The following is a 21,124-nucleotide window of genomic DNA, read 5'->3' on the forward strand; positions in this document are numbered from 1 at the left end:
CACCGGCGCCCCGCCGGGCATGACACCATCGAAGCGTGCTCGACATCGGCTACTCCCTCTCCCGGCGCTTCCCCGATCCCCCGCAGACCGACTACCGCCGCGCGGACGTCCATGCCCTGCGGCACGACCTGTTCTCCGGGGACGTCTACCTCGCGGACACCAAGGAGGACCGCGAGGTATCCACCGCCTGGGGATGGGTTCCGGTGCTCGACTTCGCGTGGGCGCTGTGCGACATCGTCGAGCAGATCGACCAGGACCCGCGCGGCAACCGCTCGCACCGGGAGCAGTTCGCCGAGCTGGACTTCACCGAGTCGTCCGACCGGATGCTCTTCGCGCGCCGCTTCGGCTGGGTCGACATCGAGGCCGACTGGATGCCCGGCGACGAGCCCCCGCTCACCTTCAGCCACTCCCTGCTGCGCCGCGAGGCCCGCGACTTCCTGCACGACCTGATCGCCGACCTCGCCGACATGCACGAGGGCCTCGCCGACAACCCCGCGATCTGGGACCTCCAGGCTCGCTTCCCCCGTATCTGACCCCTCTCCTCCGCTCCTCTACGCCTCCACCCGCACCCCGATCTGCGCCGCGAACGCCGGCGCCAGCTCCATCAGCTGGGCCGGGCTGATCACCGCACCCGCCAGCCGCTCCACCCCACGCGCGATGTCCAGCTCCGCGACCGTACGCAGGTCCACCGACTCCATCCGTGCGGAGCTGAAGTCGGCCCGCTTCAGCACGCAGTCGCGGAACTCCACCCGCACCAGCTGCGCGTCCCCGAAATCCGGCTCGGACAGCACACAGCCCTCGAAGACCACGTCCTTGAGCCGCGCCTTGCGTAGATTCAGGTAGTCGATCTTCCCGCCGCGCACCAGCACCCGCTCCAGCACCCCGCCGTGCAGCTGCACCCCGCCCAGCCGTGCGTCCACCACCTCCACGTCGCGCAGCGACGCCCCCGCGAGATCGGTGCCCACACCCCGTACGCCCGTCAGCACCGAATCGATGAAACGGGCCCTGACCAGCTCCGTACGGTCCAGCGCGCAGCCCTCCAGCGCGCAGTCCATGAACCGGGCCCCCGGGCCCGACTGGTCGGCGAGATCCGCCCCGTCGAACCGCACACCGTCGTAGTCCCCGTCCGGCTCCAGGCCTCCCCCGTCGTACGGAACGAGGGGTGGGAGCCGTACTTCCGGGCGCCGGGCCGCCGGGACGGTGTCCGTCTTCCTGCTGTTGCTGCGTGCCATGCCCTCCATCGTGACCCATGCCACTGACAACGCCCCCGGGGCCGATGCCACGGACGCGCCCGGACCAGGACGGAGGGCCCGGCCGCCCTCCTACCGCTGCCCGCCGAGCCCGGCCAGCGCCTCGTCCGTCAGCCGGTACACCGTCCACTCGTCCTGCGGGCGCGCGCCCAGCGACTCGTAGAACGCGATGGACGGGGCGTTCCAGTCCAGCACCGACCACTCCAGGCGTTCGTAACCGCGCTCCACGCAGATCCGCGCCAGCTCCGTCAGCAGCGCCTTGCCGTGACCGCCGCCGCGCCGCTCCGGGCGTACGTACAGGTCCTCCAGGTAGATGCCGTGCACCCCGCGCCAGGTGGAGAAGTTCAGGAACCACAGCGCGAAGCCGGCCACTTCGCCGTCGTCCGACTCGGCGATGTGCGCGTACGCGGCGGGCCGCTCACCGAACAGCGCCTCGTGCAACTGCTCCTCGGTGGCCTTCGCCTCGTGCAGGGCCTTCTCGTATTCGGCCAGCTCACGGACCATGGCGTGGATGACGGGGACATCGGCTGGGACAGCGGTACGAATCATGGGGGCAGAGTAAGCAGAGCCCCCGGCCCCGCTCGCTCCACCCCCTCGTTCCCCCTCGCGCCGCTCCCCCTCGCTCCGCGCCGCTCGGCTCCGCCCCTTCCGGAATGTCGATCACGCCACCGGTCCCGGGGCCGTGCGTCAATCGGATATGACCTCGAGCAGCCCCGCACCGCCCACCCGGCGCACCACCGCCGGCTCGTGGCTCCGCAGCGCCGGCTCCTGGATCCGCAGCGCACCCGGCACCTACATCTGGCTGGCCGCGCTCTTCGTCACCACGGTGATCGTCCACCAGATGTCACCGGACTTCGAAGAGGACTTCCTGCGCCAGCGCTCGACCAATATCCACGAACTCACCGAGGACCCCCTGCGCGTCCTGTTCGCCAGCGCCTTCTGGATCGACGGCGGCCACTGGCTCCCCTACGCCGTCCTGTACACCGTCTTCCACGCCCCCGCCGAGCGCTGGCTCGGCACCCTGCGCTGGCTCGCCGTCGCCCTCCTGGCACACGTCCTCGCCTCGCTCGCCAGCGAAGGCGTCCTGGCCTGGGCGATCCGGCACGGACACGTGCCCTGGTCGGCCGCGAACACCCTCGACATCGGCGTCAGTTACGCGCTCGCGGGGGTCATCGCCGTGCTCACGTACCGCACCCCGCAGCCCTGGCGGTGCGTGTACCTCTTCGCCGTCCTCGTCTTCTACGGCATCCCCCTCGTCGCCGGCCGCTCCTTCACCGACCTCGGCCACTTCACCGCCGTGCTCATCGGCCTGGCCTGCTACCCATTGACCCGGTCCCGGCACGGGACGGGAACGCCTGTCGCGCAGTAACGTCCCGCCCGAGAGCCAACAGGGCTTCACACCGGACAAATCAGGGGCAACATGAGCACCGTCAGCACCGTCAACGGCGGCATATCGTTCTGGTACGCGGACCAAGGCACCCCCCTCGCCCGGGAGCCTCTGCCCGGCGACGCCACCGCCGACATCTGCATCGTCGGGGGCGGGTACACCGGGCTGTGGACCGCCTACTACCTCAAGAAGGCCGTCCCCTTCCTCAACATCACCGTCCTCGAAGCCAAGTTCTGCGGCTACGGCGCCTCCGGGCGCAACGGCGGCTGGCTCTACAACGGCATCGCGGGCCGCGACCGCTACGCGAAGCTCCACGGCCACGAGGCCGCCGTCCGACTCCAGCAGGCGATGAACGAGACGGTCGACGAGGTCGTACGGGTGGCCGCCGAGGAGGGCATCGACGCCGACATCCATCAGGGCGGCGTCCTCGAAGTCGCCTACACACCCGCGCAGCTGGCCAGGCTCAAGGACTTCCACTCCGTCGAGATCGCCTTCGGCGAGACCGACCGTGTGCTGCGCGGCGCCCGCGAGACCTGCGAACGCGTCAACGTCACCGGGGCCGTCGGCTCCTCCTGGACCCCGCACGGCGCCCGGCTGCACCCGGTCAAGCTCGTCCAGGGCCTCGCCGCGACCGTCGAGGCGCTCGGCGTCACCATCCACGAGTCGACGCCGGTCACCGAGATCAAGCCCAAGCACGCGCACACCCCGTACGGCACCGTCCGCGCCCCGTACATCCTGCGCTGCACCGAGGGCTTCACCGCGAATCTCAAGGGCCAGCGGCGCACCTGGCTCCCCATGAACTCCTCGATGATCGCCACCGAGCCGCTCCCCCGATCGGTCTGGGACAACATCGGCTGGGACGGCCGCGAGACCCTCGGCGACATGGCCCACGCCTACATGTACGCCCAGCGCACCGCCGACGACCGCATCGCGCTCGGCGGCCGCGGCGTCCCTTACCGCTTCGGCTCGGGCACGGACAACGACGGTCGCACCCAGCCCGCCACCATCGAGGCCCTCCGCGACATCCTGGTCCGCTTCTTCCCCAGCACCGCGGGGGCCCGCATCGACCACGCCTGGTCCGGCGTCCTCGGCGTCCCGCGCGACTGGTGTGCCACGGTCACCCTGGACCGTTCCACCGGGCTCGGCTGGGCGGGCGGCTACGTCGGCTCCGGCGTCGCCACCACCAACCTCGCCGCCCGCACCCTGCGCGACCTGATCCAGCAGGACTCCGGCCAGTCGGGCCCCACCGATCTGACCACCCTCCCCTGGGTCGGCCACAAGGTCCGCCGCTGGGAGCCGGAACCCTTCCGCTGGATCGGCGTCCACGGCATGTACGCCGCCTACCGCGCCGCCGACCGCCGCGAACTCACCTCGCCGCGGGCCGGCACGGACCCCGTCGCGAAGGCAGCGGACCGGCTGGCCGGGCGGCACTGACCGGAGAACGGACGGGCACCCGCCACCGGGTGGTGGCGGGTGCCCGTGGTTCGTTCGGTCAGCTCTGCGGAGAGCGTGTCACTTCACGTGGCAGATGTTCTTGCCGTGGCACGGCTTCGGCTCGGGCTTGGACTTCTTGTCTTGCTTGCCGCGGCACGGCTTGGGCTTCGGCTTGCAGTGCTTGTCGTCGCACGGCTTCTTCTCTTCGTCAGCCGCAACCCGGGCTCGGGCCCGGACCGGACCTCCAGGGTGACGCCGTCGGGCGGCGACTGGACCGGGGTGCCGTTGTCACGCCCGTGTGCGACGGCGGTGTTGGTGACCGAACCGGCCGTGCCGTCCGCCTGTGTCTCAGCGTCATGCCGCGCAAGGTATGGACTCGTCCCGGCAGCCGGACCCAACACGCCCCGCGACCGCCGTCCTCACTTCTTCCGCCGTACGCATCCGGACTACGGCCGCCTGCAACGGGGCGCCCGAACGGCTCCGGCCGAGCGCGACCGGCTCCGGCAGCCGAAGCCGGCAGCCGGGAACGGCGGAAGGCCGGTGCCCCTCCAGGGACACCGGCCTTCCTCGCGGGGATCAGGCGACGAGCTCGGCGTCCGCCGCCTCGGCGGGCTCGGGCCTGGTGTCGCGCATGACCAGGGCGGCCAGGACCGCGGCGGCCAGGACGCCGATCGCGCTGATGGTGAAGGTGGTCGACATCGAGGAGGTGAAGGCGTCCCGGGCGGCCCGGATCGGGCCGGCGTCGCCGTGGGCCAGGGACAGCGCGTCGGTGATCGAGCGCTTCGCCTGCTCAGGGGCGCCGGCGGGCATCTCGCGGGCGTAGCCGCTGGACAGGAGCGAGCCGAGGATCGCGATGCCGAGCGCGGTGCCGGCCTGCTGGATGGTGTCGTTCAGGGCCGAGCCGACGCCCGCCTGCTCCGCCGGGATGGTGCCCATCAGCGCGCCGATCGCGGCCGGCATCGCCACCCCCGCGCCGAGGCCGAGCAGACCGAGCGCGACCGCCGGAAGCGTGAAGCCGGTGTCCGGCGAGACGGAGGTCAGCAGCGCGAAGGCGCCGGCCATCACGATCATCCCGGCCAGCACCAGCGGCCGGTTGCCGGTCCTTGCGGCGAGCCCGGCGCCGACGGTGTTGCCGATCAACGCGGCGACGGCCAGCGGCACGAACGCCAGGCCCGCCTTGACCGGCGAGTAGCCGAGCACGAACTGCAGGTACTGGGTGAACACCAGCAGCAGGCCGCCGTTGCCGATCTGCACCAGGGTCAGCGAGAGCGAACCGCCGCTGAAGTTGCGGTGCTTGAACAGGACCAGCGGCACCATCGGCGCGGAGGTGACGTTCTCCCAGACCACGAATCCGACGAGGGCGACGACCGCGACGGCCAGGGTGATCGCGGACCGGCCGCCGAAGGCACCGTGCTGCGGGATCTCGATGATCCACCAGACCAGGGCGGTCATGCCGGCCGCGGAGAGCACCGCGCCGAGCGGGTCGGCCTTCTGCCACGGCCCCTTCGACTCCGGCATGAGGGTGAGGCCCGCGATGACGGCGAGCACCACGACCGGGACGTTGATGAAGAAGATCGAGTGCCAGGAGAAGTGGTCGATCAGCACACCGCCGAGCACCGGGCTGCCGACCAGGCCGAGCATCGCCACCGAACTCCACACCGCCATCGCCCTGCCGCGCTCCTGCTCGTCGAAGACGGTGATGAGGATCGACAGCGTCGACGGCATGATCAGGGCCCCGCCGACACCCATCGCGATCCGCGCGGCGATCACCTCACCGGGGTTCGCGCAGAAGGTCGCGGCCAGCGACGCCGCCCCGAAGAGCAGCAGGCCGATGATCATGACCTTCCGGCGGCCGAACCGGTCACCGAGGCTGCCCGAGGTGAGCAGGAGACCGGCGAAGACCAGGATGTACGAGTCGAGGATCCACTGCGTGTCCTGGGCGCTCGCGCCGATGTCCTCGGTCATCGACGGCACCCCGACGGTCAGCGCCATGCTGTCGACCACCAGCACCAGCGAGCTGAGGCACAGCACGATCAGGATCCACCAGCGGCGTGGATCACGGGTCTCCGCGACGGTTTCCATGAGGCTCCCCCTTCGACTTGGCCGCGCACACCATTCCCTGGATGCGCACATCGTTCCTTCGGCGCGAACGCCGTTCCTTCGTTGCGAACACTGTACGCAGACGAGTACGGCGTGCGCAACAGCCCCTCATGTACGCTCGACGCGAACGGTGTACGCACCTGAGGAGGAGCCGTCATGGCAGCCAGGACCAACCCGATCCCGTCCGTGTGGACCCGACAGCAGCGCGAGCCCGATCAGCCCGCGCTCAGCCGGGCCGCGATCGTCCGCGAGGCGATCGTGATGCTGGACGCCGACGGCATCGAGGCGCTCAGCATGCGCAAGCTCGGCGCCCGGCTGAACGCCGGCGCGACCTCGCTCTACCGGCACGTCGCGACCAAGGACGAGCTGATGGAACTCGCGGTGGACGAGGTCTTCGGCGAGATCACGGTCCCCGCCGCCGACAGCCCGGACTGGCGCGCCGCCGCCACCGAGGCGGCCCGGTCCTTCCGCTCGACGGCCCTGCGCCACCCCTGGCTGGCCTCGGTCCTCGGCCAGGCGGGCCTCGCCTACCTGGGCCCCAACCTGATGTCGTTCTCGGAACGGCTGGCCGCCCTGTTCGCCGCCATCGGCTTCCCCGAGCCGAGCCGCGCGATCGACACCGTGATGACCTACGTCATCGGCGCCGGCACCACCGAGGCGGCCTGGCTCACCACCGTCGCCCGCTCCGGCGAGACCGAGGCCGGCTTCATCGCCCGCCTCCTGCCGGCCGCCCAGCGGGCCGCGGCCGAACACGACCACCTCGCCGGCGCCTTCGGCGCCGCCATGGAGACCGCCCCCGAGGAGATCCGCGACGCGAAGTTCACGTACGGCCTGGAGGTCGTCCTCGACGGACTGGCGATGCGGCTCCCCCCGTCCCGGTAGCTCCCGCCGCCCCAGCGGCCGCCGCCACCCGACAACTGAACAAACGTTCAGCACCCGCACGCATTGACACGGGCGATCCGCACTCCAAATACTGACTACTCATTCAGTAAGGAGCCTGTGCAGTGCCTGGACACCCCATGCCGGATCCCCCCGCCGTCCCCACCCCGGTCACCGGCGGGGAAGCCCTGGTCCGGGCGCTGGCCGCACACGGGGTGACCCGGGCCTTCGGCATCCCCGGCACCCACAACCTGGAGATCTACCGGCACCTGGCCGCCTACCGGATCGACCACCTCAACCCCCGCCACGAACAGGGCGCGGGCTACGCCGCCGACGCCTACGCCCGGGTCTGCGGGCAGCCCGGCGTGGCGATCACCACCACCGGACCGGCCCTGCTGAACATCGCGGCCGCCGTCGGCCAGGCGTACTCCGACAGCGTCCCGCTCCTCGTCGTCTCACCCGGCATGCCGCTGCGCCACCCCCGGCAGCCCACCGGCCTGCTGCACGAGATGCGCAGCCAGACCGAGGCGCTGCGGGGCGTCGCGGCCGTCAGCCACCGGGTGTCCTCGGCCGAGGAGATCGGCGTGGCGGTCGCCCGCGCCTTCACCCTCTTCCGTACGCGGCGCCCCCGCCCCGTACACATCGAGATACCACTGGACCTGCTCACCGCCGTGGAACCGGCCGGGCCGGTACGGACCGCCCCGCCGTCCTCCCCCGCGACGGCTGATCCGGACGCGCTCTCGGCGGCCGGCGAGGCACTGCGCTCGGCCGCCCGGCCCGCGATCGTGCTCGGCGGCGGAGCGCGCGCAGCCGCCGCCGAGTGCCTGCGGCTGGCCGAGGAGCTGGGTGCCCCCGTGGTGACCACCGCCAACGGCAAGGGGATCGTCGCCGAGACCCACCCGCTGTCGCTCGGCGTCTCCCTGCACAGCCGGGCCGTCCGGCACTGGCTGGCGGAGCGCGACGTGGTGCTCGCCGTCGGCACCGAACTCGCCGAGTCCGACCTGTGGGAGCCCCTGCCCACGCTCGGCGGCACGCTCGTCCGGGCCGACATCGATCCGGCACAGATGTACGCGGGGCTGCCCGCCGGCATCCCCCTGGTCGGCGACGCCCGCCACACCCTGCGCGCCCTACTCGCCGCCCTCCCCCCGGCCGCCGGCGCGCACCCCGGGGCCTACCGGGCCGTCGCCGCACTGCGCGAGGCGCGCAACGCCGAGACCCGGAGCGAGGACACCCCCCTCCTGCCCTACCTGGCGGCCATCAGGTCGGTGCTCCCGGCGGACACGGTGCTCACCTCCGACAGCGCCCAGTGCTGCTACTACGGCGCGATCCCGCACCTGCCCGTCGCCCCGGAGGGCCGCTACCTGCACCCGACGGGCTTCGGCACGCTCGGCTACGCGCTGCCCGCCGCCATCGGTGCCAAGACCGCGGACCCCACCCGGCCGGTCGTCGCCCTGAGCGGCGACGGCGGCCTCCAGTTCTCCGTACAGGAGCTGGCCACCGCCGTACAGCTGCGGCTCCCGCTGCCCGTCGTGGTCTTCGACAACGGCGGCTACGGCGAGATCCGCGACGAAATGGTCTCCCGCGGCGACCGCCCCACCGCGGTCGACCTGCCGCCGGTCGACCTGCCCGCCCTGGCCCGCGCCTACGGCGGCCACGGCGTACGAGCCGACTCGCCCGAGGCACTGGCCGAGGCACTGCACCACGCCCTGAACACCCCCGGCCCCACCCTCATCACCGTCCCCCTCGCGACCGCCCCCAGGGAGCTCCCCCGATGACCACCGCTGCCGCCACCGACCCCATCCCCGCCCCCGCCCCTCCCCTGATCTCCCTCACCTGGACCGACCAGGAGACCGGGCACCAGGGCCACCTGGTCATCGACCGCCTGGTGCGCGGCGTCTCCAGCGGCGGTCTGCGGATGCGCTCCGGCTGCACGCTGGCGGAAGTCACCGGCCTGGCCCGGGGCATGACGATGAAGGAGGCTCTGCACTACAACCCGCAGGGCCGCTACATCCCGCTGGGCGGCGCCAAGGGCGGCATCGACTGCGACCCGCGCGACCCCGCCGCCTACGGCGTCCTCGTCCGCTATCTGCGCGCCGTACGCCCCTACATCGAAAACTTCTGGACCACCGGCGAGGACCTCGGCCTCACCCAGGACCTGGTCGACCGGGCCGCCGCCGAGGCGGGCCTGGTCTCCTCCATCCAGGCCGTCTACCCGCTCCTGGACGACGAGGAGGCCGCCCGGCGGCGCCTCGCCGACGCGTTCGCCATCGACGTGGACGGCATCGGCCTGGACGAGCTGGTGGGCGGCTGCGGCGTCGCCGAATCGGTGCTCACGGCCCTGGACCGGGCCGGCGTCGCCCACCGGGAGACCCGTGTCGCGGTGCAGGGCCTCGGCACCATGGGCGGCGCCACCGCCCGCTTCCTGGCCCGCGCCGGGCTGCGCGTCGTCGCGGTCGCCGACATCAAGGGCACCATCGCCAACCCCGCCGGCCTGGACGTCGAGGCGCTGCTCGCCGCCCGCGACGGCCACGGCACCGTGGACCGCACCGCACTCCGCGCCGAGGACCGCGAACTGCCGGCCGACGCCTGGCTGGCCGCCGACGCCGAGGTACTGGTCCCGGCCGCCGTCTCGTACGCCGTGGACACCGCCAACCAGGCGGGCATCACCGCCCGTTGGATCGTCGAGGCCGCCAACATGCCGGTGGTGCCGGAGGCGGAGGCACTGCTGGCCGCCCGCGGCATCACCGTACTGCCGGACGTGGTCGTCAACTCCGGTACGAACGCCTGGTGGTGGTGGACCCTGTTCGGCGACATCGGCGCCGACGCCGACGAGGCGTTCACGTACACCCGCCGCTCGATGCGCGCCCTGGTCGACCGGATACTGACCCGCGCCGAATCCGAGAACACCACCCCCCGGGCCGCCGCACACGCCCTGGCCGCGGACCGGCTCCCGATCGTCACCGAACGCTTCGGCACGTTCCGCTGACAGCCGCGTCGAAGGGCTTGCGGGGATTCACGGTCGACGGGAGTCCGGTCCGGGAAGACGGACGCCGGAGGGACGGACGCCGGAGGGACGGACGCCGGGGAGACGGACGCCGGCGGCACGGAGCCTGCTCTCGACGAGCGCGGCCAGCCGGGCGGCGGCCGGTGCCTCCTCCTCACCGTGACGGGCGATCAGCTCGTACCGGGTCGCGGCCTCGGTACGGGCCTGCAGGCCGGTCACTATCCTGAGCTGTTCGGGGCTGGCGAGGTAGTGGTCGGCCAGGGCGGTGGCGAGTTCGGCGATGCGGGGGTCGTCGGGTTCCCAGGCCGCGGATTCGGCGGCGCGCCTGCTCAGCGCGACGAACCGGGAGTCCCGCAGGGCGTGTTCGACATGGGCGAGGTGGTCGTCGAAGCCTTCGGGGACCAGGGCCTTGGCGAGCACCAGGCCCTCCCGGGCGGCCGCCACCTCGTCCGCGGTGAAGCCGAGGCCCGCCATCCGCTCCAGCAACGCCACGGCGCGGTCGGGCAGCAGGGCCCGGTTGCCGTCGGAGAGCCGGTGCAGCGTGTCCCGCCGGGCGGTCAATTCCCTGATCCGCTCGGTGAGCTGCCGCTCGACATCGGCCAGTGCGGTGGCGAACTGCGCGGCGTCGGCATCGAGCAGGGGCCCGATCTCCGCCAGCGGAACCCCGGCGACGGCCAGCGTGCGGACCTGCACCAGCCGCAACAAGTCGGCCGATCCGTAACGTCGGTAGCCGGAGCTGTCACGCACGGGCTCCTCGGCCAGGCCGAGCTTGTGGTAGTGCCGCACCGTCTTCACCGTGATGCCGACGAATGCCGCCGCCTGCCCGATCGTGACCCCGTTGCTCATCCGCCAAGCCTGCCTCACGGGCCGGGCCGGACCGGCCCGGCCGCCGCAGAACACCTCATTTGCAGAACACTTCGCCGACGAGCCGCTGCGTCGCCTGCTGGAACGCCACGGCCTGGGACAGCGCGGCGTCGTCCACGTAGTTCAGTGTGGCGGTCAGGGTCCTGCTGCCGTCGGGCGTGCTGTACATCAGCGCCGCATGACCGGCGGCGCCGCCGTTGTGGGTGATGACGGTGCCACCGCTGCCGATGTCCTGCACGAACACCCCCAGGCCGTAACCCATGCCCGGAGCGGGCGTCGGGCGCGGCGTGCACATCTCGGCCAGCAGCTCGGCCGGCAGGAGCCTGCCGCTCACCAGCGCGGAGATGAACGTGTGCAGGTCCTGGGAGGTCGAGATCATGTCACCACCGCTGGAGATCCAGGACGGGTTCAGCCTGGTGACGTCGACCGTCTTCTCCTCGCCGGCGTCCTCGTAGCGGTAGTAGGCATGTGCGTGCGGCTCGGCGATCTCCACCTGGGTGGTGGGTGCCACGGTGCCCGACAGCCCGAGCGGCTCCAGGATCAGCCGCTGCATCTCCTCGGTGACCGAGCGGCCGGTGATCTGCTCGATCAGCAGCCTGGCCAGCACGTAGTTGGTGTTGGAGTAGCTCCAGTCCGTCCCCGGCTCGAACCGCGCCGGCTTGGACAGCGCCAGCCGCACCAGCTCCGCCGGCGGATAGGTCTTGAAGCGGTTGTCCACCCACTCCTTGCCCGCGGTGGTGGCGGGGATACCCGGCACCACCGTCCCGTCCTCGTAGTACTCGCCGGTGAAGTTGAAGATCCCGCTGGTGTGCTGCAGCAGCATCCGCACGGTGATCCGCCGGTCCAGCCCGAACTCCGGCAGGCAGTCGGCCACCGGGGTGTCCAGCCCGATCCTGCCCTCGGCCACCAGTTGCAGGACCAGGGTCGCGGTGAAGGTCTTGGTGTTGCTGCCGATCCGGACGTGCCCGTCCACCGGCGGCTTCGCGGCCTCCCCCAGCCTGCTCACCCCGGCACTGCCGACCCACTCGCCCCGCTCGTCGTGCACGCGCAGCGTGATCCCGGTGATACCGGAATCGACGATCCCCTCCAGGACCTCGCGGAGTTCCGGCCGGTCCTGCCCGGCGGCGGCGTCGGACGTGCTCTTGTCCTGGTCGGAAAGATTGATGTCCATGGTGGTTGGCTCCCCTGAGTCCGCTGTGCCCGGATCGGCGCCCGTCGCGGCCTGCCGATGCGACGAGCGTCCACCCTGACCCAAGGTCAACCTCAACGGTGATCCGGCTCACACCCGTACCGATCGGTCGCCGTTCGGCCACAGGACAGAAAAAGACCCAGGCCGGAGGGCATCCGGCCTGGGTCTTCGCGGAGCCCCCTGTCGGATTCGAACCGACGACCTACGCATTACAAGTGCGTTGCTCTGGCCAGCTGAGCTAAGGAGGCGTGCCGGAGCAGTGTAACCAACGTCGCACCCCGCGCGGTCCCCGAATTTCGCGGGCATCGAACTACTGACAGATTCCAAATGGCCAGGTAGCGTCGCTGAAGGTTCGCCCAAGTGGACCAGACCACTCCCGCACTCGGATCGTCCGGCACGTTCCTGCCGGTGGAGGAGAAGATTCAGCATGGCCAGTGTCACGTTCGACAAGGCGTCCCGCGTCTACCCCGGCTCCACGAAGCCGGCCGTGGACCAGCTCGAGATCGACATCGCGGACGGTGAGTTCCTCGTCCTCGTCGGTCCTTCCGGTTGTGGCAAGTCGACCTCCCTGCGCATGCTCGCGGGTCTTGAGGACGTCAACGGCGGCGCGATCCGCATCGGTGACCGCGACGTCACGCACCTGCCCCCGAAGGACCGGGACATCGCGATGGTGTTCCAGAACTACGCGCTGTACCCGCACATGACCGTCGCGGACAACATGGGCTTCGCGCTCAAGATCGCCGGGGTCAACAAGACCGAGATCCGGGCGAAGGTCGAAGAGGCCGCCAAGATGCTCGACCTCACCGAGTACCTGGACCGCAAGCCGAAGGCGCTCTCCGGTGGTCAGCGGCAGCGTGTCGCGATGGGCCGGGCCATCGTGCGTGAGCCGCAGGTCTTCCTCATGGACGAGCCGCTGTCGAACCTCGACGCCAAGCTCCGCGTCTCCACCCGTACGCAGATCGCCTCGCTCCAGCGCCGCCTGGGCATCACGACCGTGTACGTCACCCACGACCAGGTCGAGGCCCTGACCATGGGCGACCGGGTCGCGGTCCTCAAGGACGGTCTGCTCCAGCAGGTCGACTCGCCGCGCAACATGTACGACAAGCCGGCGAACCTCTTCGTGGCCGGCTTCATCGGCTCCCCGGCCATGAACCTGGTCGAGGTCCCGATCACCGACGGCGGTGTGAAGTTCGGCAACAGCGTCGTCCCGGTCTCCCGCGAGGCGCTCTCCGCCGCCGCGGACAAGGGCGACACGACCGTCACGGTCGGCATCCGCCCGGAGCACTTCGACATCGTCGAGCACGGTGGCGCCGCCGCGAAGTCCCTCTCGAAGGACAGCGCCGACGCCCCGGCCGGCCTGGCCGTCTCGGTCAACGTCGTCGAGGAGCTCGGCGCCGACGGCTTCGTCTACGGCTCCGCGCGGGTCGGCGGCCAGGACAAGGACCTCGTCGTCCGCGTCGGCGGCCGTGCCGTTCCGGAGAAGGGCACCAAGCTGCACGTCGTGCCGCGCCCGGACGAGCTGCACGTCTTCTCGACCTCGACGGGTGCCCGTCTCACCGACTGACGCCCCGCACACCCGCACCACAGCGGCCCCGCACGTATCGCGTGCGGGGCCGTTCGCGCCTCGCGGGGCGCTGCAGAGTTCGGACGGGGTCCGGACGGGGTTTGGGTCCGTACGGAGCCGGATTGCCCGGCACACCGGTCATTTCGGCCCCGTTCGTCAACACCGGATTCGAAAAGCACCCTCGAACCATCCCCCTCAAGGGTGACGAATTGTCGCCATATCATCACTGCCCGCTACGCTCGCTGCGTGACCCACACTGCGCGCCGCATCGGCCGATCCCTCGCCTTCGTACTGCCCGTCGTGATGGTCCTCTCCGGGACCCTCGCCGTCACCAGCGTGCCGTGGGCAGCGCACGGCTCCGAGCCGCAGGTCCTGACCGCGTCGGCCCACGACATCTCCAAGCGCGCCGAGGCGCGCACTCCGCAGGACGCCCTCCGCGACCGGCTGCTCGTGGAGCTCCGGGAGAAGGACCCGGCGGTCGCGCTCACCGACCTCCAGCGCTCCGTCGAGGGCCGCCCCTCGCTCGCCCGGCACTGCATGTCGATCGCCAAGGCACTGGGCCGCGCCGCCGTCGAGAAGTACGGCCCCACCCACGCCCACCGGTTCTCGCGCCCCGTCTGCGACACGTCCTTCGCCTCGGGCGTCGCCCGGTTCAGCTGACCGGCCGCTCCGGGCACCGCATATCGTGCCTGGCATGCATACGTATCCGACGCAGGCCGTGGTCCTGGCGGGTGGCCAGGGATCGCGGCTGCGCCCGTACACCGACGACCGCCCCAAGCCGATGGTCGAGATCCCGGGCACCGGGACTCCGATCATCGGCCATCAGCTTTCCTGGCTGGCCGCCGAAGGCGTGACCGACGCCGTGGTGTCGTGCGGTCATCTGGCCGAGGTGCTGCAGGAGTGGCTGGACTCGGCGGTGCTGCCGCTGCGCGTGACGACCGTCGTGGAGTCCGAGCCGCTGGGCCGCGGCGGCGGGCTCAAGTACGCCGCCACCCGGCTGCCCGAACCCGAGCAGCCCTGGTACGCCACCAACGGCGACATCTGGACGCGCTTCTCCCTGCGCGAGATGGCCGCGTTCCACACCGAGCGCGATGCGACCGCCACGCTGGCCCTGGCCCGTCCCCGCATCCCGTGGGGTGCCGTGGAGACGGACGCGTTCGGGCACATCACCGACTTCATCGAGTCGCCGCCCTCGCCGTATCTGATCAATGCCGGGGTGTACGTCTTCTCCCCGGAGTTCACGACGCTGCTGCCGGACCGGGGCGACCACGAGCGGACGACGTTCCCCCGGCTGGCCCGCGAGCGCAGGCTCGCCGGGTACCCGCTGCCGCACGGGGCGTACTGGCGGGCCATCGACACGGCGAAGGACCTCACCGAGGCCGCCAAGGAGCTCGACGGAGGCTGACCACCGGCGCATGGCGAAGGGGCGGTCACCGGTGCGAAGCCGGTGGCCGCCCCTTTCGCCGTGTGCCGGGGCGGTGGCTCAGCCGAGCAGGCCGCCGATGGGGTTCTTCCCGCCGCCGGACGTGCCGCCGGTGGAGGAGCCGCCGCTGTCCGAGCCGCCGGCCGAGCCGCCGCCCGTACCGGTGGAGCCGGAGGACGACGGGCCGGAGCTGCTGGACGGAGGCGGCTGCGGGGCCGTCTGCTGCGGGGTCTGCTGCCCGGTGCCCTGCGTCTGGCTGGGCTGGCCGGCACCGGCCGCCTGGCCGGACTCGCGGACGGTGCCCGCGGCGGGCGTGGACGGTGCGGTGGAGGGCGTCGTGGCGGCGCTGCTCCGGGAGGGGACGGGGCGCCGGCCGTCCGGGCTGTGCGAGGCCCGGCCGCTGCGGGACTCCTCCGGGAGCGGGGAGCCGGGGAGCTGGTTGGTCGGGTCGGTGTTCGGGCCGGGCACGGTGACGACCCCGGAGGAGCGGACCGCGCCGCCGAGCACGGAGCCCACCAGCAGGGTGAGACCGACGACCACGGAGGCGACGACGGCGCCCCGGCGCAGCACCCGGCGGCGCAGGTCCCAGATCTCCGAGCGCGGGCCGAGCCTGCGCCAGGCCTCCCCGGCGAGCCGTGCGTCGACGGAGTAGACGGGCGCACCCGCGATGATCAGCGGGCTCCAGGCGGCGAGGTAGATGATGTCGGGCGCGTCGTACGCGGCGACGGTGCGCCAGCTCACCGTGACCAGCAGGGCGGCGGACAGCAGCGCGCCGAAGGAGGCGGCGACGCGCTGCCAGAGGCCCAGGACGGTGAGGACGCCGACGACGACCTGAAGGAAGGCGACGGTGAGTCCGGCGCCGACGGGGTGGGAGAGCGCGAAGTCGCGCAGCGGCCCGGCCAGCTCCCAGGGGTGCAGCGAGGTCAGCCACTTGACCATGGAGCCGCGGTCGCCGCCGTCGAAGTAGACGGGGTCGCAGAGCTTGCCCATGCCGGCGTAGATGGAGATGAAGCCGAGGAAGACCCGGAGCGGGAGGAGGACGACGCCCAGGTTCATCCGGCGGTCGGGGTAGTAGGCGTGCCGGACCGGGTCGCTGCTCCGCCGCCCGCTCCGGGTGCCGGCCTCCTCGTCGAACCCGTCCTCGTCGTCGTACGCGTCCTGTGCGTACGACGCGGCGTACGGCGCGCCGTAGTCGGTGTCGTAGGCGCCGACCGCCCGGCGCATGGGCGGCAGCAGCGGCCCGTTGCCGTAGCCGCCCGGCTGGTGGGGGGCGGTGACGACGGGGTTGGGCTGGGTCTCTTCGAGGAGGTCGATGACCCGGGTGCCGGCCGTGCCGGGTCCGCCGTCGCGCTCCGGGGCCGCGTAGGGGTCGTACGCGTCGTAGCCGGTGGCCGGGGCCGGGCGGCCCGCGGTGGAGTTCCGTACGGCCTGGAGGAGCCCGGTGGCGCCGGGGTCGCCGGGGGCGGACCTGCCGCTCCACACGACGGGCGAGCGCCTGCCGCGGGCCGCTCCTGCGCCGCTCATGGCGGGGATCCTGGGCGCGCCGACGGGGGCCGGACCGCGCAGCCGCGGGCGCTGGCCGGGGGCGAGCTGCACCCGGAAGCTGGCGTGGTTGACGATGACCTGCGCAGGGTCGCAGTCCACCTTGGTCATGCTCAGGGCGGGTTGTTCGTCGAACCGAGGCGTTCTGGTGTCCACACTCATCTAACCGAGTGATCTGTGTTTAGGACACTGCCTTGACGGGCCCGATGTGTCCGAGGCCCGTCAATGGGGTCCGGCGGGGGGAGGCTCCGCCTGGCCGCCCCCCGGCCGGGTGGACTTCTCAGGCCCGGCGCCGCGCGACCTCGTACAGCACGATCCCGGCCGCGACGCCCGCGTTCAGCGACTCCGCGCCGCCCGGCATCGAGATGCGGACCCGGTAGTCGCAGGTCTCGCCGACGAGGCGGCCGAGGCCCTTGCCCTCGCTGCCGATGACGATGACGACGGGCCCGGCGAGCTCCTCCAGGTCCTCGACGGTGTGCTCGCCGTCGGCGGCGAGGCCCACGACCGTGAGGCCGGCCTTCTGGTAGCCCTCCAGGGCGCGGGTCAGGTTGGTCACCCGGGAGACCGGCGTACGCGCCGCCGTGCCCGCCGAGGACTTCCAGGCACCCGCCGTCATCCCGGCCGCGCGCCGCTCGGGCACGACCACGCCGTGGCCGCCGAACGCGGAGACGGAGCGGACGATCGCGCCCAGGTTGCGCGGGTCGGTGACGCCGTCGAGGGCGACGATCAGCGGGTCCTCGCCGTTGTCGTACGCGGCGGCGGTAAGGTCCTCCGGGTGCGCGTACTCGTACGGCGGGACCTGGAGGACGAGGCCCTGGTGGTTCAGGCCGTTCGTCATCCGGTCCAGCTCGGGGCGCGGGGCCTCCATCAGGTTGATGTTGCCGCGCGCGCCGGCGAGCTGGAGGGCCTCGCGGACCCGCTCGTCGTTGTCGATGTACTGCTGGACGTACAGGGTCGTCGCCGGGACGCCGTCGCGCAGGGCCTCGTAGACGGGGTTGCGGCCGACGACCATCTCGGACGTGCCCTTGACGCCGCCGCGCCGGGGCGCGGGGCGGCGGGCCGCGGCCTGCTTGGCCTGGGCGTTGGCGACGCGGTTCTTCTTGTGTCCCTTGCGGGCGGAGGCGGGCGGCGTCGGGCCCTTGCCTTCGAGGCCACGGCGTCGCTGCCCGCCGCTGCCGACCTGCATGCCCTTCTTGTTGGACGTGCGGCGGTTCCTGCGCTGGCTGTTCCCGGCCATGACCTACCTGTTTCGTTGCTTCTCAGACATGCGTACGTATAAGTGAAGTGTGCCGCCCGGAACGCCGGGCGGCACACGGTGGGGACTACTGGCGCGGGCCGAGTGTCCACCGCGGTCCGGTGGGACTGTCCTCGATGACGAGTCCGGACTGGTTGAGCTGGTCGCGGATGGCGTCGGCGGCGGGCCAGTCCTTGCGCTCGCGGGCCGACTGGCGCTGGTCCAGGACGAGCCGTACGAGCGTGTCGACGACCCCGTGCAGATCGTCGCCGCGGTCGCTCTCGCCCGCCCAGTGCTCGTCGAGCGGGTCGAGGCCGAGGACGCCGAGCATCGCGCGGACCTCCGCGAGCCGGGCGACGGCGGCTTCCTTGTCGTCTGCGGCCAGCGCGGAGTTGCCCTGGCGGACCGTGGTGTGGACGATCGCGAGCGCCTGCGGGACGCCCAGGTCGTCGTCCATCGCCTCGGCGAAGGCCGGCGGCACCTCGGCGGCGGGCTCGACCGTCTCGCCCGCCTTCTCGGTGACGCGCTGGACGAAGCCCTCGATCCGCGCGAACGCGGACTCGGCCTCGCGCAGGGCCTCCTCGCTGTACTCGATCATCGACCGGTAGTGCGGGGTGCCGAGGTAGTAGCGCAGCACGATCGGGCGCCACGCCTTGACCATCTCGCTGACCAGCACGGAGTTGCCCAGCGACTTCGACATCTTCTCGCCGGACATGGTGACCCAGCCGTTGTGCACCCAGTACTTCGCGAACTCGTCGCCGTACGCCTTGGCCTGGGCGATCTCGTTCTCGTGGTGCGGGAAGATCAGGTCGATGCCGCCGCCGTGGATGTCGAAGGCGGCGCCGAGGTACTTGTGCGCCATGGCGGAGCACTCCAGGTGCCAGCCGGGGCGGCCGCGGCCCCACGGGGTCTCCCAGCTGGGCTCGCCCGGCTTGGTCGCCTTCCACATGGCGAAGTCGCGCTGGTCGCGCTTGCCGGTCTCGCCGTCGCCGGACGGCTGGCGCAGGTCGTCCAGGTCCTGGTTGGAGAGCTCCAGGTAGCCGGGGAACGAGCGCACGTCGAAGTAGACGTTGCCGTCGGCCGCGTAGGCGTGACCGCGTTCGATCAGGCCCCGCATCATCTCGATCATCTCGGGGACGTGGCCGGTGGCGCGGGGCTCGTAGGTGACCGGGAGGCAGCCGAGCGCGTCGTAACCGGCGTTGAACGCCCGCTCGTTCTCGTAGCCGATGGCCCACCACGGCCGGCCCTGCTCCGCCGACTTCGTGATGATCTTGTCGTCGATGTCGGTGACGTTCCGGATGAACGTGACGTCGTAGCCGCGGTACTGGAACCAGCGGCGCATGATGTCGAAGTTCAGCCCCGACCGGATGTGCCCGATGTGCGGGGCGGCCTGGACGGTCGCGCCACAGAGGTAGATCGAGACACAGCCCGCTGTGAGCGGTACGAAGTCACGGATCTGCCGGGCGCTGGTGTCGTACAGGCGAATAGTCACGCCTCAAGGGTAGTGGGCGCGCACCAGTGCCCCGCGACCCCTTGGGGATCGCGGGGGAACAAGTTTGTCGCGGCGGGGGTCCGTCAGATGCTTCCGATGACCTTGCGCGGGGTGATCCGGACGACCACGCGCTCGGCGTCGTCGACGGAGGCGGGGTTGAAGTCCGCGTACTCCTTGCCGGTGTACTTCCGGGACAGCTCGTCGATGAGCTCCTGACCGCCCTCGGTGGTCAGAGCGGCGGTGCCGCGGATCTCGGCGTACGTGTACGGGGCGGCGAAGGGCTGCACGACGACGGTGACCCGCGGGTCGCGGCGCAGGTTCTTCTCCTTGCGGCGGCCGACCGTCGTCGAGATGAGCACGTCGTCGCCGTCGCGCCTGACCCAGACCGGGGAGACCTGGGGGCTGCCGTCGGGCTGGATGGTGGCGACGGTGACGAAGACGGGGGTGTCGAGAAGCGCCTTGAGTTCTTCGGAGAGTTCGGCGGTCATGGCGTACGTCCTCCAGTGGGATCGGTGGGTGTCTCTACCCGTACCCCAACCGCGTCCCGGCGCTCCCGCTTCCCGCTCCTGCCCACCGGAAGGGTCAGGGCCAGTGCTCCGCCCGCCAACGGCACGGCGGCGAGCACCGCCCAGCGGACCGGGCCCGGCGCCTGGAGCAGCGCCCCGGTGGCGGCGCTGCCGCCGAGCACGGCGAGCCCGGAGACGGACGAGAGCGCCCCGGTGGCGAGCCCGAGCCGCCGGTCGTCGACGAGGTCCGGGACGAGGCCGCGCGCGGCCGGGACCAGCAGCATCTGTCCGAGGGTCAGGGTGACGACGAGGGTGGCGGCGGGCAGCAGTCCGGCGGGGCCGCCGGGGGTGAGCGGTACGGCGGCGAACCCGGCGGCGACGGTCACCAGGCCGGTGACGAGCGCGGTGCGCGGGGCGATGCGGCGGGCGGACCAGCGGGTCAGGGGCAGCTGGGCGCAGACGACCAGGAGCGAGGAGAGCGCGAACAGCCAGCCGAGCGCGGTCTGCCCGCCGGTGGCTTCCTCCACCTCGGCCGGCAGCGAGAGGTAGAGCTGGTTGTACGCGATCAGGTAGCTGCTGTACGCGAGGCAGAGCAGGAGGAAGGGGCGGTTGCCGAACACCTCGCGAAGGGAGTGCCGGGACTCGGCCGTCCGGGTGACGGGGGCCCGGCGCGGCATCAGCCGGGCGTGTCCGGCAAGGACGCCGACGAAGACCAGCGCACCGGCGAGGCAGGCCGCCCGGAATCCGGCACCGAGCAGCAGGAGCAGCGGACCGAGCAGCGGCCCGATGAACGCACCGGCCTGTCCGGCGGCGGAGAACACGGCGAGCACCTGGGCGCGCGGGGTTCCGGTGTCCTGCTCGTACCGGACGGACTCGCGGGCGGTCTCGGACTCCACGGCGGGCGAGAACAGCGCGGCGGCGAATCCGATCAGGACCACCGCGGCGATGACGCTCGCGGTGGACCCGGCGAAGGCGAGCCAGCCGAAGCCGGCGATCCGCAGGACGCAGCCGGTGAGGACGACGGGGCGGGGCCCGTACCGGTCTGTGAGGGCGCCGCCGACGACGAAGAGACCCTGCTGGCTGAAGGTGCGCAGGCCGAGGACGAGCCCGACGAGCCAGCCGGCCATGCCCAGGCCGGTGCCGAGGTGGCTGGCGAGGTAGGGCAGTACGGCGTAGAAGCCGATGTTGAAGGCGAACTGGGTGGCGGTGAGGAGGCGGAGGTAGGGGGTGCTTCTCGTGGTGGGTCCGGTGGTCAC

The 21,124-nt window shown here is 72.0% G+C and carries 19 protein-coding genes and 1 tRNA gene; 9 read left to right on the top strand and 11 right to left on the bottom strand.

What is annotated here, in order from left to right; all coding sequences use genetic code 11:
- The first annotated feature begins 35 nt into the window (after positions 1-35).
- Positions 36-533, top strand: a complete 498-nt coding sequence (locus OG842_RS17905) for a hypothetical protein (protein ID WP_328512339.1) — start codon at positions 36-38, stop codon at positions 531-533.
- An 18-nt stretch (positions 534-551) separates the two neighbouring features.
- On the opposite strand, the gene OG842_RS17910 is transcribed toward OG842_RS17905, so the two are convergent.
- Both OG842_RS17910 and OG842_RS17915 read right to left on the bottom strand, forming a co-directional pair.
- Positions 552-1,241 (bottom strand): pentapeptide repeat-containing protein, encoded by a 690-nt coding sequence (locus tag OG842_RS17910; protein WP_266730827.1) that lies wholly within the window; start codon positions 1,239-1,241, stop codon positions 552-554.
- A gap of 81 nt (positions 1,242-1,322) precedes the next feature.
- Entirely contained in the window at positions 1,323-1,799 is a 477-nt protein-coding gene (locus OG842_RS17915) for a GNAT family N-acetyltransferase (RefSeq protein ID WP_266730829.1), read from the bottom strand.
- Between the two features lie 148 nt (positions 1,800-1,947).
- Between OG842_RS17915 and OG842_RS17920 the strand changes: the two genes are divergently transcribed.
- Together OG842_RS17920 and OG842_RS17925 are read left to right on the top strand one after the other, a co-directional pair.
- Positions 1,948-2,619 (top strand): rhomboid-like protein, encoded by a 672-nt coding sequence (locus OG842_RS17920; protein WP_328512340.1) that lies wholly within the window; start codon positions 1,948-1,950, stop codon positions 2,617-2,619.
- Positions 2,620-2,670: 51 nt separating this feature from the next.
- Positions 2,671-4,071 (top strand): NAD(P)/FAD-dependent oxidoreductase, encoded by a 1,401-nt coding sequence (locus OG842_RS17925; RefSeq protein WP_328512341.1) that lies wholly within the window; start codon positions 2,671-2,673, stop codon positions 4,069-4,071.
- 576 nt (positions 4,072-4,647) lie between these two features.
- Here OG842_RS17925 and OG842_RS17930 read toward each other — a convergent pair.
- Positions 4,648-6,153, bottom strand: a complete 1,506-nt coding sequence (locus OG842_RS17930; protein ID WP_328512342.1) for an MFS transporter — start codon at positions 6,151-6,153, stop codon at positions 4,648-4,650.
- Positions 6,154-6,327: 174 nt separating this feature from the next.
- Between OG842_RS17930 and OG842_RS17935 the strand changes: the two genes are divergently transcribed.
- The 3 genes from OG842_RS17935 to OG842_RS17945 all read left to right on the top strand — a co-directional run bounded on the left by OG842_RS17935 (position 6,328) and on the right by OG842_RS17945 (position 10,036).
- Positions 6,328-7,053 carry a TetR/AcrR family transcriptional regulator C-terminal domain-containing protein gene (locus OG842_RS17935; protein WP_328512343.1) on the top strand — a complete coding sequence of 242 codons (726 nt, stop codon included), beginning with the start codon at positions 6,328-6,330 and terminating at the stop codon, positions 7,051-7,053.
- A 137-nt stretch (positions 7,054-7,190) separates the two neighbouring features.
- On the top strand, positions 7,191-8,825 hold the full coding sequence (locus tag OG842_RS17940) for a thiamine pyrophosphate-binding protein (RefSeq protein ID WP_328512344.1): 1,635 nt from the start codon (positions 7,191-7,193) through the stop codon (positions 8,823-8,825).
- Positions 8,822-10,036 (top strand): Glu/Leu/Phe/Val dehydrogenase dimerization domain-containing protein, encoded by a 1,215-nt coding sequence (locus OG842_RS17945; RefSeq protein WP_266730840.1) that lies wholly within the window; start codon positions 8,822-8,824, stop codon positions 10,034-10,036. The genes OG842_RS17940 and OG842_RS17945 overlap by 4 nt, the downstream gene beginning before the upstream one ends.
- Before the next feature lie 27 nt (positions 10,037-10,063).
- On the opposite strand, the gene OG842_RS17950 is transcribed toward OG842_RS17945, so the two are convergent.
- From OG842_RS17950 to OG842_RS17960, 3 genes are all read right to left on the bottom strand, one after another.
- Positions 10,064-10,900 carry a MerR family transcriptional regulator gene (locus tag OG842_RS17950; protein WP_328512345.1) on the bottom strand — a complete coding sequence of 279 codons (837 nt, stop codon included), beginning with the start codon at positions 10,898-10,900 and terminating at the stop codon, positions 10,064-10,066.
- Positions 10,901-10,955: 55 nt separating this feature from the next.
- Positions 10,956-12,089, bottom strand: a complete 1,134-nt coding sequence (locus tag OG842_RS17955; RefSeq protein ID WP_266730842.1) for a serine hydrolase domain-containing protein — start codon at positions 12,087-12,089, stop codon at positions 10,956-10,958.
- 192 nt (positions 12,090-12,281) lie between these two features.
- A tRNA-Thr gene (locus OG842_RS17960) sits at positions 12,282-12,355 on the bottom strand.
- Between the two features lie 179 nt (positions 12,356-12,534).
- On the opposite strand from OG842_RS17960, the gene OG842_RS17965 reads away from it, so the two are divergent.
- The 3 genes from OG842_RS17965 to OG842_RS17975 all read left to right on the top strand — a co-directional run bounded on the left by OG842_RS17965 (position 12,535) and on the right by OG842_RS17975 (position 15,076).
- Positions 12,535-13,671: an ABC transporter ATP-binding protein gene (locus tag OG842_RS17965; protein WP_266730843.1), complete on the top strand. Its 1,137-nt coding sequence runs from the start codon at positions 12,535-12,537 to the stop codon at positions 13,669-13,671.
- A gap of 246 nt (positions 13,672-13,917) precedes the next feature.
- Complete coding sequence (locus OG842_RS17970) at positions 13,918-14,331, top strand: hypothetical protein (protein ID WP_266730845.1); 414 nt, start codon at positions 13,918-13,920, stop codon at positions 14,329-14,331.
- A gap of 34 nt (positions 14,332-14,365) precedes the next feature.
- On the top strand, positions 14,366-15,076 hold the full coding sequence (locus OG842_RS17975; protein WP_266730846.1) for a nucleotidyltransferase family protein: 711 nt from the start codon (positions 14,366-14,368) through the stop codon (positions 15,074-15,076).
- Positions 15,077-15,154: 78 nt separating this feature from the next.
- Here OG842_RS17975 and OG842_RS17980 read toward each other — a convergent pair whose 3' ends face one another.
- From OG842_RS17980 to OG842_RS18000, 5 genes are all read right to left on the bottom strand, one after another.
- Positions 15,155-16,798, bottom strand: a complete 1,644-nt coding sequence (locus OG842_RS17980) for a DoxX family membrane protein (RefSeq protein ID WP_266730847.1) — start codon at positions 16,796-16,798, stop codon at positions 15,155-15,157.
- Between the two features lie 118 nt (positions 16,799-16,916).
- The gene (rlmB, locus tag OG842_RS17985; protein WP_266730848.1) at positions 16,917-17,873 is read right to left on the bottom strand and encodes a 23S rRNA (guanosine(2251)-2'-O)-methyltransferase RlmB; all 957 of its coding nucleotides are present in this window, start codon (positions 17,871-17,873) and stop codon (positions 16,917-16,919) included.
- An 85-nt stretch (positions 17,874-17,958) separates the two neighbouring features.
- Positions 17,959-19,362, bottom strand: coding sequence for a cysteine--tRNA ligase (gene cysS / locus OG842_RS17990; protein ID WP_266730850.1), 1,404 nt, complete (start codon positions 19,360-19,362; stop codon positions 17,959-17,961).
- Positions 19,363-19,445: 83 nt separating this feature from the next.
- Positions 19,446-19,850, bottom strand: coding sequence for a PPOX class F420-dependent oxidoreductase (locus OG842_RS17995; RefSeq protein ID WP_266730852.1), 405 nt, complete (start codon positions 19,848-19,850; stop codon positions 19,446-19,448).
- Complete coding sequence (locus OG842_RS18000; protein ID WP_328512346.1) at positions 19,847-21,124, bottom strand: MDR family MFS transporter; 1,278 nt, start codon at positions 21,122-21,124, stop codon at positions 19,847-19,849. Before OG842_RS18000 ends, OG842_RS17995 begins: the two co-directional genes overlap by 4 nt.

It is taken from the genome of Streptomyces sp. NBC_00376, from assembly GCF_036077095.1.
Taxonomy (GTDB): Bacteria; Actinomycetota; Actinomycetes; order Streptomycetales; family Streptomycetaceae; genus Streptomyces.

Bases quoted from the DNA above. Each gene is read 5' to 3' on its own strand.
- OG842_RS17995 (WP_266730852.1), bottom strand. From the start codon at position 19,850: ATGACCGCCGAACTCTCCGAAGAACTCAAGGCGCTTCTCGACACCCCC.
- OG842_RS17950 (WP_328512345.1), bottom strand. From the start codon at position 10,900: ATGAGCAACGGGGTCACGATCGGGCAGGCGGCGGCATTCGTCGGCATC.
- OG842_RS17925 (WP_328512341.1), top strand. From the start codon at position 2,671: ATGAGCACCGTCAGCACCGTCAACGGCGGCATATCGTTCTGGTACGCG.
- OG842_RS17910 (WP_266730827.1), bottom strand. From the start codon at position 1,241: ATGGAGGGCATGGCACGCAGCAACAGCAGGAAGACGGACACCGTCCCG.
- OG842_RS17945 (WP_266730840.1), top strand. From the start codon at position 8,822: ATGACCACCGCTGCCGCCACCGACCCCATCCCCGCCCCCGCCCCTCCC.
- rlmB (WP_266730848.1), bottom strand. From the start codon at position 17,873: ATGGCCGGGAACAGCCAGCGCAGGAACCGCCGCACGTCCAACAAGAAG.
- OG842_RS17935 (WP_328512343.1), top strand. From the start codon at position 6,328: ATGGCAGCCAGGACCAACCCGATCCCGTCCGTGTGGACCCGACAGCAG.
- OG842_RS17965 (WP_266730843.1), top strand. From the start codon at position 12,535: ATGGCCAGTGTCACGTTCGACAAGGCGTCCCGCGTCTACCCCGGCTCC.
- OG842_RS17940 (WP_328512344.1), top strand. From the start codon at position 7,191: ATGCCGGATCCCCCCGCCGTCCCCACCCCGGTCACCGGCGGGGAAGCC.
- OG842_RS17915 (WP_266730829.1), bottom strand. From the start codon at position 1,799: ATGATTCGTACCGCTGTCCCAGCCGATGTCCCCGTCATCCACGCCATG.
- OG842_RS17920 (WP_328512340.1), top strand. From the start codon at position 1,948: ATGACCTCGAGCAGCCCCGCACCGCCCACCCGGCGCACCACCGCCGGC.
- OG842_RS17930 (WP_328512342.1), bottom strand. From the start codon at position 6,153: ATGGAAACCGTCGCGGAGACCCGTGATCCACGCCGCTGGTGGATCCTG.
- OG842_RS17975 (WP_266730846.1), top strand. From the start codon at position 14,366: ATGCATACGTATCCGACGCAGGCCGTGGTCCTGGCGGGTGGCCAGGGA.
- OG842_RS17955 (WP_266730842.1), bottom strand. From the start codon at position 12,089: ATGGACATCAATCTTTCCGACCAGGACAAGAGCACGTCCGACGCCGCC.
- OG842_RS17980 (WP_266730847.1), bottom strand. From the start codon at position 16,798: ATGAGTGTGGACACCAGAACGCCTCGGTTCGACGAACAACCCGCCCTG.